Source organism: Haloarcula sp. CBA1131 (assembly GCF_008728975.1).
Taxonomy (GTDB): Archaea; Halobacteriota; Halobacteria; order Halobacteriales; family Haloarculaceae; genus Haloarcula; species Haloarcula hispanica.
Window position 1 is genome coordinate 536128 of sequence record NZ_RPCY01000001.1, and the last position, 13816, is coordinate 549943.

Genomic DNA, 13816 nt, shown 5'->3' on the forward strand with positions numbered 1-13816 from the left:
CCGGGTAAGGGCTTCGCTGACAACCCCTTCATGACAAGCCTTAATCCGCACCCATTACAACTTCGACCGTTGATGGCCCTGGATCCACCTGCGCCGTTTGAGCTGTCTACAGCGATGTTGCAGGGCGTCGAAATCGTCGGCGTCCCAATACCAAAAGACGCGGTGCTCGTCGCTGGTATTGTCACGCTCGTCGCACTGGTCGTCCTCTCGGCGTTCTTCTCGTCCTCAGAAATTGCGATGTTCTCGCTGCCTGCACACCGGACGGAAGCGCTCGTCGAGGACGCTGTCCCGGGTGCGAAGACGCTCAAACAACTCAAATCAGACCCCCACCGCCTGCTGGTAACGATTCTCGTCGGCAACAACCTCGTCAATATCGCGATGTCTTCCATCGCTACTGGACTCCTTGCGATGTACGTCGATAGTCAGGGGCTGGCTGTCGCCATCGCGACGTTTGGCGTTACCGCCGTCGTTTTGCTGTTCGGCGAGAGCGCGCCAAAGAGCTACGCGGTGGAGAACACCGAATCGTGGGCGCTGCGCATCTCCAAACCGCTCAAGGCTGCCGAGAAGGTGCTGCTCCCGCTTATCCTGCTGTTCGACTACCTCACGCGCGTCGTCAACAAAATCACCGGGGGCCGCTCCGCCATCGAGACCTCCTACGTCACCCGCGAGGAGATACAGGACATCATCGAGACGGGAGAGCGCGAAGGTGTCCTCGACGAGGACGAACGGGAGATGCTCCAGCGCACGCTGCGGTTCAACGACACCATCGCCAAGGAAGTGATGACGCCGCGGCTGGACATGACTGCGGTCGCCAAGGAGGCTTCTGCCGAGGAGGCCCTAGAGACGTGCATCCAGAGCGGCCACGCTCGCATCCCGGTCTACGAGGGCAGTCTGGACAACGTCATCGGCGTCATCCACATCCGGGACCTCGTTCGGGACCTCAACTACGGCGAGGCGGTGGCCCGCAACATGGACCTCGAAGACCTCATCGAGCCGACCCTGCACGTCCCCGAGTCGAAGAACGTCGACGACCTGCTGACCGAGATGCGGGCCGAACGCCTGCACATGGTCATCGTCATCGACGAGTTCGGGACCACTGAGGGGCTGGTGACGATGGAGGACCTGACCGAGGAGATTGTCGGCGAGATACTCGAAGGCGAGGAGGAAGAGCCGATCGAGTACGTCGACGACGACACAGTCACGGTCAAAGGCGAGGTCAACATCGAGGAGGTCAACGAGGCGCTGGACCTGGACCTGCCCGAAGGCGAGGAGTTCGAGACCATCGCCGGCTTCATCTTCAACCGGGCTGGCCGACTGGTCGAAGAGGGTGAGACCATCACCTACGACGGCGTCGAGATCCGCGTCGAACAGGTCGAAAACACGCGCATCATGAAAGCTCGCGTTGTCCGCCTCGAAACCGACGAAACCGAGTCGGTCGACGCCGAAGAGGTCACGGACTGAGCACTTGCGGGAGCAGTCGTTTTACGTCGGTCGCTGTTGACAGGGATGACATGGGTTATCACCACCTCGCAGTCGACGATATCGAGCCGACACCGGACCGACCCAGTGTCCAGCGCTCCATCAGTGACGCGGCCGGTCTCGAAAACGCGGCCGTGAACGTCTACGAGGTCGCTCCCGGCGAGGATATCCCGCTCGCGTACCACTACCACGATAATCAGGAGGAACTGTTCTACGTCCTCTCGGGGACGCTCGCCGTCGAGACGCCGGAGCAGACCTACGAGGTCGGCGAAGACGAGGCGTTCGTCGTCGAACCGGACAGCCCCCAGCGGGCGCACAACCCCGAGTCGGCGACCGAATCAGTACGGACGCTCGTCGTCGGCGCGCCCGCGGTGGACGACGTCCACCCGTACGACCCCGAGTAAGCCGAGCGTCGAGATCGTTCCGTTGGCCCGCTACTGGAGCGTAATGGCATAGGTCAGTGCGAACAGCAGTATCGCGCCGGTCGCGACGTTGATAGCCGTGAGTTCCGCCGCGCCGATGACGCTCAGCCCCCAGACAATAGTGGCCGCAAACACCGTCGAGAGCACGACGTTCATCGCGATGAGTACCCGCGGGTCACCCTGCGACCCGCTCGCCCCCTCCTCGAACCCGTTCGCGTCGCTCATGCCCACGAACACGGACGGGACGCCCCTTAGCTCTTTGGCAGTGCCCGGCGAGTTCGACACGCTCTAGCCGGCGGCGGCCGAGTCGCGCAACTAAACACGCTCGGCGCCCAAGACGGGCGTATGAACGTTCAAAACCGTCATGGGGACCCGGTCGACCCGGTCCCGTTTCTCGTCTGCACCATGACGGCGGTGATGCTGCTGTTCTCCGTCGGCCCGCTGTATGGCCTCGCGTACGGGCTGCCAGTGTGGGCCGGCCTGACCGTTGCCACAGCCGGGACCGTCGCTGTCGCCGCCGTCGCGTATCACCGGCTTGTCTGGACTGCCCCGCCGCCCTGGGTCCAGATAGCCCCGGAACTCCGATTTCAGCGGCTCATCTACATCGGTCTCGGCTTCGCTGTCTTGCTGGTCGGCGTCTCCGCCCCGCTGGCCCTGTGATTTACTACCCCGGTGTGTCTGTGGACTGGTATGCGCGAGGTCGAACGCTCTCGGTTCGTGATGGCGCGGCCGCCGGCTGTCCACCGCACGCTCTCGCCGGAGGCGGTCGTCGCGGCGGAGGGGACGTTTACCGTAACGGCCGTCGAAGAGACAGACACGGGCACGCTCGTCACCGCCGCCGGCCCGGGAATGTCGGTCCCGCTACGCTTCGAGTCCCGGGAGGACGGCCTCCGGTACACTGCCGAGGGCGAGGTCGGCCCGTTCGACCATCTGGAGACCCAAGTCATCGTTACACCGGAGGAAAACGGGTCCCGCCTCACGATGCGGTCGACCGTCTCGCTGAACCTGCCGCTGCCCTTCGCCGACCGCATCGCCGCCTGGAAGCGCGGCAACGAGCTGGAGCGGGCCATCGAAGACCTGGCGGCGGACGTGCCCGGGGCGTGAATCGGCTGCAAAAGCACTGAACGTCACGATTGTCGCTGGTCGTGAGACGACTGCACACAACCACGGTACGTTTAGTAGCCGTAATTTCAATATACGATCATGAGCATCCTCGACAGCGTCAAGGAGGCACTCACGTCAGAGTCGGACGCGAAGTCCCGCCCCGACGACGGGTCCAAGGGGGCGTACTGGTGTGACGACTGCAGCGTTCGCATCAGAGACGTCGAACTGGAGGGCGAACCGGTCTGTCCGGACTGCGGCGAGGAGATGCGCTTCGAGCGTGCGGCCGGTCGTGACTGTGCCTGCTAAGGGCTCCGGATAACCGTTTCATCCCCCTGTTCTGACGGGAATGGACCCGCGGGTGGGTCGCTTTCGGTCCATTCTTCGTCCGTCACCAGCGCGTCGTCGAGCGCCGTCCGAAGGGCGTCCTCGTCGTAGTCCGTCCCGATGAACACCAGTTCCGTCCGTCGGTCGCCGTGCTCGTCGTGCCAGTCGAGTTCCGGCCGGTTCGAGCGGTACATGTCCCGCTCGACTTCGGGGAGGCTCGCAATCCAGGGTCCCTGTGCCTCGGCCCGTATCGAAGGGCCGGCCTGGCCGATGACGACGCGGCGCTCGGTGCCCGCCAGCCAGACGGTGCCCTTCGAGCGGACGACACCTGACGGGAGGTCCCGCAACGCGTCGGCGAGTCGGTCGGGGTGGAACGGCCGGCGGCGGCGGTAGGTGAAGGAGGTGACGCCGTACACCTCCTCGGGGTGCTTGTGGTCGGCGTGTCCGTGGCCGGCGTCGTCCGCATCGCCCTCGGCACCGTGGTCGTGGCCATCTCCGCCGTGGCTGTGCCCGGCCTCGGCCAGCGCCCGCTTCCAGCCCGGCAGGTCGTTGATTTCGTGCTGGTCGAACAGCCCGCGGTCAAACAGCCGGTCGGGGTCGACCTGTGAGAAGGTCGTTCGGATAGTCTCGGCGTCTGGCTGGAGCGCCCGCACCAACTCTTCGGCCTCGTCGAGCTCCGCGTCCGTACAGAGGTCCGTCTTGTTCATCACAACGAGGTTCGACAGTTCGACCTGTTCGACCATGAGGTCAGAGAGGGGGCGGTCGGCGTCGTCGGCCGCTGCGCCGTCGCCATCTCCGTCGGCGTTCGCTTCTACAGTACCGCGACGCGCCGGCGTCTCGCCGGCGAATGCGTCGAGGAACAGTCGGGTATCCAGCACGGTCACGAGCGTGTCGACGCGATAGAGCGCGGCCACGCGCGATTCGGTTGTGAACAGCCGCGCGACGGGCGCTGGCTCGGAGATGCCAGAGGACTCGACGACCAGCGCGTCGAAGTCCCGATTGTTCGCCAGCCGGACGACTGCCGTTTCGAGATCGTCCTGCAGTTCACAGCAGATACAGCCGTTCGAAAGCTCCGCGACGCCGTCGTCGACGTCCAGTTCGGATCCCTCGGCGATCAGTTCCGCGTCGACGTTGACGGTTCCCATGTCGTTGACGAGGACGGCGATGTCGCGGTCGCCGGCCTCGGTCAGCAGGTGGTTCAGCAGTGTCGTCTTCCCGGCCCCGAGGCTTCCGGAGAGAATCGTGACGGGAATTGTGTCGCGCATACCTCCCGTTGTGGGCCGCCTCCCTTCAAATCGCGCCTCGTTTCCGGGAGCCGAACACGACCGCTGTCCCGCCAGAGCGCGTGGGCACTATCGACGGGTAACTGCGACAGCTTTTACTCCGTGCCTCTCGCACACACGACCCACGATGGAACTGGCCGACCGAATCGAGCGCTTTCGCCGGACGCTGCGGGAGTGGGCCCGCGGCCTGTACCACGGCATGATAACGCACCCGGCCTACGAGAAAATCGAGAAGGAGGCCGAGGACATCGAGGACGCGTTCATGCTGGCCTGTTTCCCCGACGCCTTCGGCATCCCGTCGCCGGTGTCGTACTACACCGCCGAACTGCTGCCGTACCTCGAAGACACCTTCGAGGCCTGGGAGCGACGGCTGTGGGACCGCGGGTCCTACATCGAACGCAAGGGCCAGCAGTACCACTTCTGATGGAACCGTTCGTCTTCTTCGGCGGCAAGGGCGGGGTCGGCAAGACCACGGTCTCCTGTGCCTACGGCGTCAAATCCGCGCGAGCGGGCCTCGACACGCTCGTCGTCTCGACGGACCCAGCCCACTCGGTGACCGACGTGTTCGACCAGCCCTTCAGCGACGACCCCGAATCCGTCGAGGGTATCGACGGTCTCGACGCGATGGAGATCGACCCCGAGACCGAGGCCCAGCGCCACCTCGACGGCATCCGTAACGACCTCTCCGAGCAGGTGTCGGCGGCGATGGTCAACGAGATCAACCAACAGCTAGAGATGGCCCATCAGACGCCGGGGGCCTACGAGTCGGCGCTGTTCGACCGCTTCGTCGACGTGATGCGCAACGCCGACCCGTACGACCGGGTCGTCTTCGACACGTCGCCGACCGGCAGCACGCTCCGGCTGCTCGGCCTGCCGGAGTTCCTCGAAGGGTGGATCGACCGGCTGATGCACAAACGCGAGAAGAGCATCGACCTCTTCGAGAAGGCCGCAATCGGCAGCAACGAGCCCCGGCGCGTGATGGACGGCGACCCGGTGCTGGCCCGCCTGCAGGACCGCAAGGAGTTCTTCGAGTTCGCCGGCGGCGCGTTGCAGTCCGACGCCGCCTTCTTCCTCGTGCTCAACCCCGACCAGCTCTCGGTCAACGAGACGCGGCGCGCCATCGCCGAGATGCGGGAGCGTGACCTCTCGGTTCGGGGCCTCGTCGCCAACAAACTCACGCCCGAGCCGGACCCCGACGAGGACGGCCGCGGGGCCCGGTATCTCCGAGACCGCGTCGCGACTGAGAACGAACGGCTACAGGAGGTCCGAGAGACGCTCGACCCGCCGCTGGTCGCGGAAATCACGACCCGCACGGCGGAGGTGAAAGGCGACCTGCTCGACGATGTCGCCGCCGAATTCGACGTCGAGACGGACGCCGAGGCACCGACGTTCGTCTGAGCCACCGGCCGCCGCTCATGTGCGGGCCGCGCATAACCGATAAGTAATCAGATATTAGATTTTTCGTTGATAGTCGAAGCCGTGTGACCGAGCGGATTCTGACGGATTTGAGATATATAAGAAAAATATAATAACTATTAATAGCTTGATGTTGGTTACCATTCATGCACATACATGACACAGGTAATCTGGATCGTCCTGGCAGTACTGGTGACGTTCAGCGTGGGGTACCTGGGGTATTCGAAGTACCTCGCGCGGTTCCTCGAACTCGACAACGCCAACGAAACACCGGCACACAAGTACGAAGACGGGCAGGAATACGTCCCGTCGAAGAAACCGGTATTGCTGGGTCACCACTACTCCAGTATCGCGGGTGGGGCACCGATTGTCGGACCGATTACTGCGGGGGCCATCTGGGGGTGGGTTCCCGCACTACTGTGGATCGCTATCGGCAACCCACTGATGGGTAGCGTCCACGACTTCGTCTCGCTGTCGGGCTCGCTCCGACACGAGGGGAAGTCCATCGGCTACATCGTCGGTGAGTACGTCGGCGAGGGCGGAAAGAACATGCTGCTGTGGTTCGCGTTCCTGACGATTATCCTCGTCGTCGCAGTGTTCGCGCTGGTGGTCGGGATCGTGTTCAACGCCTATCCCGAGGTGGTGACGGCGTCGCTGGTCTACATCGCCCTCGCGCTGGCGTTCGGCGTGTACCTCTACCAGCTCAACGGGCCGTTCATCCCCGGCACAGTCCTGTTCGTCGCAGGCGTTTTCGCCGGCGTCTTCGCTGGGATTCAGTTCCCGATTGCCCTGTTCGAACCGACGGCCGAACGGACCGCGGAGATGTCCGTCATCGTGTTGCTCGGCGGGAGCGGTTCCTGGGTGCCTGGCGCGAGCGCGCTGGGCGGCAACACTGCGGCGTGGATACCGGTCATCATGGCCTACGCCGCCGTCGCCAGCGCGCTCCCGGTGTGGGTGTTGCTCCAGCCGCGTGACTACCTCTCCTCGTTCCTGCTGTACACCGGTGTCGGCGGCGCGCTGCTCGCCATTATCGTCGGGACCATCCTCGGCTCGTCGAGCCAGCCGCTGGTCATCGACAGCTCGCTGGGTGCCTTCAACGGCTTCTGGGGCGTCGAGGGTGCGGGTCTGTACCCGCTGTTCCCGCTGCTTTTCATTACCATCGCCTGTGGAACCATCAGCGGCTTCCACTCGCTGGTCTCCTCCGGGACGACGGCGAAGCAACTCGATAAGGAGACCGACGCCCGCCTGATCGGCTACGGCGGGATGCTCGGTGAGGGGCTGCTCGCGGCCGTCGCGCTGTCGACGCTCGCGGTCGCCGGCTTCCCCGACCCTGCGGGCGGTATTGGCGCGGCGCTGCCGAACTTCGCGACGGGTGGTGGCATCATCCTGACGAGCCTCGGCCTCCCACAGTCCTTCGGCGCGCCGTTCATGGCGCTCGTTCTCGTGAGCTTCCTGCTTACGTCTACTGACACGGCTGTCCGGCTCGGCCGCTACATGATGGAAGAGATCGTCGGTCTGTCGGCCGGCCAGACATCGACTGGCCTCGACGTGGGCGGTGGCATCCGTTCGACGCTGGGCGAACTCGGCCGCGGTCGGTACACGAACCCGATCATCCAGTGTGGCCTCGCGTACGTGATGGTCATCTCCGGCCAGTGGGTCGTCCTGTGGGCGCTGTTCGGCGGTGCGAACCAGCTGCTGGCCGCGCTCGCACTGCTGACCGCGACGGTCTGGCTGGCTAACTGGGACAAGAGCAAACAGCTGTACTCCACGGGCGTACCGATGGCCGTCATGGTGGCGATAACCGTGCTCGGCCTCGGCTGGCTCGCGTTCTACCAGAACATCTACCAGACGATTATCGTGGGCGGTGCGAGCGGTGTGCAACTGTTCGCAACGATTATCCAGACGCTTCTGGCACTGACCCTCATCGGCCTCGCTCTGGCGCTGGTCAAGAAGGGGTACGACAACATCAGCACCGTCCGCGAGAGCTACGGCGGCGGTGCCGTCGAACCGAGCGACGACTGACGCAACCGATCTCTTCTCCGTTTTTTCGGCGCTGACAGCGACTGCTACCCGAGCGTCATTTCCAGAACCGCTTGGCGAGCCGCGAGAGAACTCCTTCCTCGGGCCGGGTCACGTCCTCCCAGAGGACGAACGCCTCGACCACATCGGCGGCCTCGCCGGCGACGGCTTCCTGCTCGTCCGGAACGACGACGCCAAGGTTGACCTCGTAGTGGCCGTAGTAGCCGTATTTCAACAGCGTGCGCTCGCGCTGGCCATCGACGAACGACCGGACTTCCTCGGGCAGTTCGTCGGCGACGAGGACGAACGTGAAGTCGGTGCGGTAGTGCTCCTCGTTCGGCGTGACCCGTTTGTCGGCCAGGTCGTGGCCGAGTTCGACCAGCCGCTTCAGTTCGCCGACCGTCGGCCGGTCGACGCGGCGGGCGTAGAGGAACTCCTCTGATTCGTGGTCGCCGTAGGACAGCGCCGGGTGGAAGAACTGTTTCTGATTGAGGATCCGCATCTCGCCGTAGAGGTCCCAGCGCTCGCCGCGGAGCCGGTGGTCCCGCTCCAGCGTGTAGTTGTACATCAGGCGGTCGCTCACCCGGTCGAAGTACGGGTCGTCCGTCCAGTGTGGGACCTCCTCGATGATTTCGTCGGGCAGCTCCGATTTCGGGACCGCCCCAGTGACGGGGTCCTCCCAGTCGTCCGCACCGTAATTCGGGGGCCCCTTGACTGACCCGGACTCGGAGTCTTCGCTCATCGTATCGAGTCGCGTGGGCATTCAGTTCGCACCGATCCCATGCCGCGGTAGCTCATACCATGCCGATACCGTGTCGGAGTCTTAAGCGCATCGGTCAGTCGACGGTCGTTCACGGGCCGTACACGACCGCCGCGGCAGGTTTTTGACGCTGGCCTCCGAATTAATCACTAACAATCATGGCGAAAGACACCGAGGCCTGCGGCCGCTGCTCGATGACCGTCGTCGTCGACGCCGTCGACGAAACTGCGGACGAACAGCCCCACGACCCCTTCGGCGACGACCGCATCGAAGTCGACCAGCGGGATATCGAGCGCGTCTCGCCTGAGGCCTGGATGGGCCGGCTCTCGACCCGCGTCAACGAGGCCGTGAGTCGCTACGTCTGGGGTCGCTAAGCGAGTCAGAGGAGTGCGTCGATAATCCAGAAGAGGCCGTAGCTCAGTCCGAACGCCAGCGCGAGCGACCCGATCCAGGCCAGCACCGTCTTGCCCATCTTTTCTCGACTGACTTCGCCGCCGCCGGCGGCCGCGCCGGAGCCGACGATAGCGGAGACGATAATCTCGTTGAACGACACCGGAATACCGAAGAAGACGGCTGCCTGCGCGATGATGAAGCTCGGAATCAGCGCGCCGATAGACCGGCGCGGTCCGAGCGAGGAGTAGTCCTGTGCCAGCGCTTTGATCATCCGCGGCGCGCCCGTCCAGGACCCGATGAGGAGGCCGAGTCCGCCGAACAACAGGACTCCGGTGATGGGGATGGCTGCCGTCGGCCCCTCACCGAGTAGCGGGACCAGCGGCCCCAGCGCCAGGCCGACCTGGCTCCCGCCGGCGGAGAAGGCCACCAGTCCACCCATCACCAGCAAGAAGTGCCGCTGCCCGGCGGCTGCGTCCGCTCTGATGTCCAGGTACAGCAGTCCCCCGGCAAGCACCCCGGCAAGGAGCGATACGACGACCATCGACGGAAATATTGGCGTCCCAGCCGCTCGTGCGACGGCGCGGGCGACCGACGCCTGCCTGCTGCCCGGCGCGAGGAGCACGAACTCGATGTTCGCCAGAATCACACCGACCAGCCCGCCCAGCAGCGGTACGAGCCGTTCCTCGGTCGTGGTCTCGTGTCGGAGCGACCACGCCGTCCCGAAGGCGATGCCGCCGCCGACGAAGGGCGTCAGGACCCACAGCGAGACGATTTCGAGGTACTTGGCCGTCGCCGGCTGGCCGCCCATCGCCAGTCCGACGCCGACCACCGCACCGGTGACGGTGAACGCCGTCGCGATGGGGTACCCAGTGAAAATCCCGATGGCGACCAGCACCGCCGCGGTGATGAGGGCGACGATGGCGGCGATAGCCGAGAGGCCGCCGCCGCTCGGGAACAGAACGAGTTCGCTCCCGACAGCCTCCGTGACGTTGGCCCCCTGCAGGACCGCGCCGGCCAGCCCGAGGATGCCGACGAAAAACCCGGCCCGCATCACCGAAATCGCGTTCGCTCCGACGGCCGGCGCGAACGGAGTGGACCCGGACGACCCGGCACCGATAGCCCAGGCCATGAACAGACTCGCGGCTGACGCGACAACAAGCGTCGCAATCGTACTCGTCGCGACCATCTGTCACGGCGTTTGCCCCGGCCTGCAATGAGCCTACCGTTCGCGCGCCTTCGCGAGGCCGACTGCCGACACCGACGCGGTCGTCACGGGCAAACGTTCAGGTGCCAGCGCGTGGTTCGGTCCCGTATGTCCGCCACTGAAGAGACTGTTCGCGTCTGGCTGGTCGAACGAACCTACTCCGACGACGAACAGAACCTCATCATCCTCACGTACGCGACGCCCGACGGCGAACAGTACTTCCGCAAGGAGCGCGCTTTGACCTCGTTTTCAGATGTGCGGGAGACGACGGCCGCCGTCGACGCCGACCCGGACAACCTCGGCTCCGTCGAGGACGAGGACCTTCGGGCGCAGTACGCGGCCGAAGCGACGCGGATGGCCGAGAAACACGACCCCGACGACGCTATCTGACCGTCTGTGTGGCCACGCTTGCGCTTCGTTCGTTTTCGCCTCTCGGACCCAAAACCGGTGCCGCTCGCCCGGCGGCGAGCTCAGTTCGTCTTCGCATCGGTCTCCTCGCCCGGCTCTGTCGCATCCACACCTTCGGCAGCCTCCACAGCTTCGGTGACCTTCTCGGTGTCGACGTGCCAGCGGTCGACGGCCTGCTCGAAGTCGGCGAGCTTGTTGGAGACGCGCATCTTCAGGTCGTCGTCGTTGACGTTGACCTCGAAGACGTACTCGGGGCGGTCGCCGTCGCCGACGCGGCGGAGGTTCGCGCTGATGAGGTCGTTGTCGAAGTAGTAGGGCGCGATCTGTGTCATCACGTTGCGGTAGACGGTGTCCTCGACCTTCCGCAGGGCCTTCCGGCTGGCGGAGTCGGCCGCGCGGGCCACGTAGTCGACGGACTCGCTCCATCGCTCCATCGCCTCGTCCGGTTCGTCGAGGTTTTCGTAGGACTCGCTGAGCTTTTCCCCGGCGGTCTGGAGGTCCTCATCGGGGCCTTTCCCCGCTTGCTCTCCTTTGCCTTCGTCGACGCTCGCCTGGTCGGCGGTTTTCTCGTTGACGTCCTCGTCCAGTCGCTCGTGGCTTTTCGGTCGCCACTCGTCGAACTCACTGAGGGCGTCGTTGTCGACATCCTCGTCCGAAGCGATGTCTTTCAGCGCCTGCGTGATGCGCTCGCCGTGCTCGACGATGTCGACCCAGCCGCCCTTCGTCTTGAATCCTGAAACGCTCTCTTCGATGTCTGCCATGGTATAATAGATCGGTCTATGACAGCCGCGGGACCTGCTGCAGTGGGCTGTCCATCTGTACACAGCGGATTGCTGCTCAGTAGGGTTAAACGTTTCCGCCATGGCGGTAGACATGATACTTACCCGCCCTACTCCTCCCCAGCCCTCGACATCGGCACGCAGACGGCGTGCTGCCACTGCATAGCGACCCGCCCGCTCGGCCCGCTTCGCTCAACACCGAACGGCTGCTTATAAGGATTGCACGCGAATGGTAGTTTGATGTCATCCGCACTATTCGTCGTAAGCGAACACGGGTACTGGGGCGAAGAATGTATCGAGCCGCTGACAACACTCTCGGACGCCGGTCTGGATATCACGGTGGCGACACCGACCGGCGAGCCGCCGGTGCTTGACGAGCGCTCCGTCGACCCGGAAGAAGTCGGCGAGGACCTCTCAGAGCACGTTCGGGAGGTCCACGAGACCGATGAGCGCCTGAACAACCCGATTCCGCTGGCCCAGGCTGACGCCGAGGACTACGACACCGTCGTGTTCCCCGGCGGCCACGGCGCGGAGTGGGATATCACGCAGGACGTCCACGCCCGCGAACTGCTGCGCGAGAGCGTCGCCGGCGACGACGGCAAGGCGCTCGTCGTCTGTCACACGGTCGGGATTCTGGCGTTCACCAGAAACGCTGACGGCGAGTTCCTCGCCGACGGCCGCTCGGTCACCGGCTTCCCGAACGCCTGGGAGGAAGGCATCGTCGACGAGAACGACCTGCTCCCCGACGGCCGGAAGCTCCCGTACTGGGTCGAAGACGAAGTGAAGGCTGTCGGCGCTGACTGGGACGCCGAACTCGACGCCGACACCAGCGTCACGGTCGACGGCGACCTCATCACGGCTCGTGGCCCGCCGTCGTCGGCTGCGGCCGCCCGGACGCTCCTCGACGAACTCGGTATCGAGACGTCCGCGTAACGGGGTCCGGAACGTCAGCTACTGACACACGTCAAAGAATCCGAATTTCTCCGAACAAAGGACATCTCGCCCGGTCGAGTTATCCCGTCCGGTCGTCGTCCCCGAGAATACGTTGTCATACGGTATCGCACGATATAGTCAAATAACGACTGTGTACTAGCTAACCTTCTTGAAGGCCCCGTGCAACGTAGACATACGTATGACTAACAACTCCACGCGCAGGCGGTTCCTCAAGACAGCAGGCGTTGCAGGTGTCGCGGCACTCGCCGGTTGTGGCGGCGACGGTGGCGACGGCGGGTCGACCGAAGGCGATGGCGAGATGACTGACGGCGACGGTGGGACGACTGAGGGCGACGACATGACCGAAGGCGACGGCGGTGACACGGAGACACGCCTCTCGTGGCACGCCGGTGGGACCGGTGGGACCTACTTCCCGCTCTCGAACGAGTTCAAGACGGTCGTAGAGGACAACACGGACTTCACGCTGAACGTCCAGTCGACCGGTGCAAGCGTCGAAAACGTCGGCAACCTCGCAAGCGGTGACGCCGACTTCGCGCTCATCCAGAACGACATCGCCTCGTTCGCGAAGAACGGGACCGGCATCGATGCGTTCCAGGACAACGCCATCGAGAACCTCCGTGGCGTTGCGACCCTGTACCCCGAAACGATCACAGTCGTCACCCTCGCGGACACGGGCATCACGCAGCTCTCCGACCTCGAAGGCGCGACGATCAACACCGGCGACCTCGGGAGCGGGACCCAGGTCAACGCGCTCCAGATTCTGGAGTCGGTCGGCATCTCCGACTTCACCGAGCAGAACGCCTCGTTCTCCCAGGCCGCCGACCAGCTCCGGAACGGCGACATCGACGCCGCGTTCGTCGTCGGTGGCTGGCCGGTCGGCGCTATCGAGGACCTCGCGAACACGAACGACCTCGTCATCGTCCCTATCTCCGGTGACAACCGAGACGCAGCGAAAGAGGACGCGTCCTGGTTCGCCGACGACACCATCCCCGGCGGCACCTACACCGGTGTCGACGAGGACGTCGAAACGATCGCCGTCCAGGCGATGATTGCGACGAACGCTGAGCAGCCCGAAGGGACGGTCGAAGCGGTCACCGCGGCCATCTTCGACAACGTCGACGACCTGTCCATCAAGACGGACTTCATCAGCAAGGACTCCGCACAGGACGGGATGTCCATCGAACTCCACCCCGGCGCGGCGACCTACTTCGACGCGTAACGCCGACTGACGTCATCCGCATCGTTCACTACCCGTCTTCTATTACCCAGCA

At 64.5% G+C, this 13816-nt stretch carries 17 protein-coding genes; 12 read left to right on the plus strand and 5 right to left on the minus strand.

What is annotated here, in order from left to right:
* The first annotated feature begins 72 nt into the window (after positions 1-72).
* Both Har1131_RS02745 and Har1131_RS02750 read left to right on the plus strand, forming a co-directional pair.
* Entirely contained in the window at positions 73-1461 is a 1389-nt protein-coding gene (locus Har1131_RS02745) for a hemolysin family protein (RefSeq protein WP_014041627.1), read from the plus strand.
* Between the two features lie 50 nt (positions 1462-1511).
* Positions 1512-1883, plus strand: coding sequence for a cupin domain-containing protein (locus Har1131_RS02750; protein ID WP_008307272.1), 372 nt, complete (start codon positions 1512-1514; stop codon positions 1881-1883).
* 30 nt (positions 1884-1913) lie between these two features.
* Here the strand turns inward: Har1131_RS02750 and Har1131_RS02755 are convergent, their stop codons facing one another.
* Entirely contained in the window at positions 1914-2126 is a 213-nt protein-coding gene (locus tag Har1131_RS02755) for a hypothetical protein (protein WP_050037233.1), read from the minus strand.
* A gap of 120 nt (positions 2127-2246) precedes the next feature.
* On the opposite strand from Har1131_RS02755, the gene Har1131_RS02760 reads away from it, so the two are divergent.
* The 3 genes from Har1131_RS02760 (at position 2247) to Har1131_RS02770 (ending at position 3311) form a co-directional block, all read left to right on the plus strand.
* Positions 2247-2561 carry a hypothetical protein gene (locus Har1131_RS02760; RefSeq protein WP_050037232.1) on the plus strand — a complete coding sequence of 105 codons (315 nt, stop codon included), beginning with the start codon at positions 2247-2249 and terminating at the stop codon, positions 2559-2561.
* Positions 2562-2591: 30 nt separating this feature from the next.
* Complete coding sequence (locus tag Har1131_RS02765; protein WP_050007750.1) at positions 2592-3005, plus strand: polyketide cyclase; 414 nt, start codon at positions 2592-2594, stop codon at positions 3003-3005.
* A 99-nt stretch (positions 3006-3104) separates the two neighbouring features.
* On the plus strand, positions 3105-3311 hold the full coding sequence (locus Har1131_RS02770) for a hypothetical protein (RefSeq protein WP_014041623.1): 207 nt from the start codon (positions 3105-3107) through the stop codon (positions 3309-3311).
* Here Har1131_RS02770 and Har1131_RS02775 read toward each other — a convergent pair.
* On the minus strand, positions 3308-4594 hold the full coding sequence (locus Har1131_RS02775) for a GTP-binding protein (RefSeq protein ID WP_050037231.1): 1287 nt from the start codon (positions 4592-4594) through the stop codon (positions 3308-3310). The two genes, Har1131_RS02770 and Har1131_RS02775, sit on opposite strands and share 4 nt — an antisense overlap.
* A gap of 145 nt (positions 4595-4739) precedes the next feature.
* Here Har1131_RS02775 and Har1131_RS02780 point away from each other — a divergent pair, with 145 nt between their 5' ends.
* The 3 genes from Har1131_RS02780 (at position 4740) to Har1131_RS02790 (ending at position 8050) form a co-directional block, all read left to right on the plus strand.
* The gene (locus Har1131_RS02780; RefSeq protein WP_004959670.1) at positions 4740-5036 is read left to right on the plus strand and encodes a hypothetical protein; all 297 of its coding nucleotides are present in this window, start codon (positions 4740-4742) and stop codon (positions 5034-5036) included.
* The gene (locus Har1131_RS02785) at positions 5036-6010 is read left to right on the plus strand and encodes a TRC40/GET3/ArsA family transport-energizing ATPase (RefSeq protein WP_050037230.1); all 975 of its coding nucleotides are present in this window, start codon (positions 5036-5038) and stop codon (positions 6008-6010) included. Before Har1131_RS02780 ends, Har1131_RS02785 begins: the two co-directional genes overlap by 1 nt.
* A gap of 174 nt (positions 6011-6184) precedes the next feature.
* Positions 6185-8050 (plus strand): carbon starvation protein A, encoded by a 1866-nt coding sequence (locus Har1131_RS02790; RefSeq protein ID WP_050037229.1) that lies wholly within the window; start codon positions 6185-6187, stop codon positions 8048-8050.
* 55 nt (positions 8051-8105) lie between these two features.
* Here the strand turns inward: Har1131_RS02790 and Har1131_RS02795 are convergent, their stop codons facing one another.
* A complete protein-coding gene (locus Har1131_RS02795) occupies positions 8106-8789 on the minus strand; it encodes a hypothetical protein (protein WP_151144990.1) in 684 nt (227 codons plus the stop codon).
* A gap of 176 nt (positions 8790-8965) precedes the next feature.
* Between Har1131_RS02795 and Har1131_RS02800 the strand changes: the two genes are divergently transcribed.
* The gene (locus Har1131_RS02800) at positions 8966-9181 is read left to right on the plus strand and encodes a hypothetical protein (protein WP_050007752.1); all 216 of its coding nucleotides are present in this window, start codon (positions 8966-8968) and stop codon (positions 9179-9181) included.
* A 5-nt stretch (positions 9182-9186) separates the two neighbouring features.
* Here the strand turns inward: Har1131_RS02800 and Har1131_RS02805 are convergent, their stop codons facing one another.
* Positions 9187-10386, minus strand: a complete 1200-nt coding sequence (locus Har1131_RS02805; protein ID WP_014041617.1) for an inorganic phosphate transporter — start codon at positions 10384-10386, stop codon at positions 9187-9189.
* Positions 10387-10512: 126 nt separating this feature from the next.
* On the opposite strand from Har1131_RS02805, the gene Har1131_RS02810 reads away from it, so the two are divergent.
* Positions 10513-10794, plus strand: coding sequence for a hypothetical protein (locus Har1131_RS02810; RefSeq protein ID WP_014041616.1), 282 nt, complete (start codon positions 10513-10515; stop codon positions 10792-10794).
* An 80-nt stretch (positions 10795-10874) separates the two neighbouring features.
* On the opposite strand, the gene Har1131_RS02815 is transcribed toward Har1131_RS02810, so the two are convergent.
* Positions 10875-11573, minus strand: coding sequence for a DUF5828 family protein (locus Har1131_RS02815; RefSeq protein WP_014041615.1), 699 nt, complete (start codon positions 11571-11573; stop codon positions 10875-10877).
* 258 nt (positions 11574-11831) lie between these two features.
* Here Har1131_RS02815 and Har1131_RS02820 point away from each other — a divergent pair, with 258 nt between their 5' ends.
* A complete protein-coding gene (locus Har1131_RS02820) occupies positions 11832-12524 on the plus strand; it encodes a type 1 glutamine amidotransferase domain-containing protein (protein ID WP_014041614.1) in 693 nt (230 codons plus the stop codon).
* A gap of 199 nt (positions 12525-12723) precedes the next feature.
* Positions 12724-13764, plus strand: coding sequence for a TAXI family TRAP transporter solute-binding subunit (locus tag Har1131_RS02825; protein WP_050037227.1), 1041 nt, complete (start codon positions 12724-12726; stop codon positions 13762-13764).
* The last annotated feature ends 52 nt before the right edge of the window (positions 13765-13816 follow it).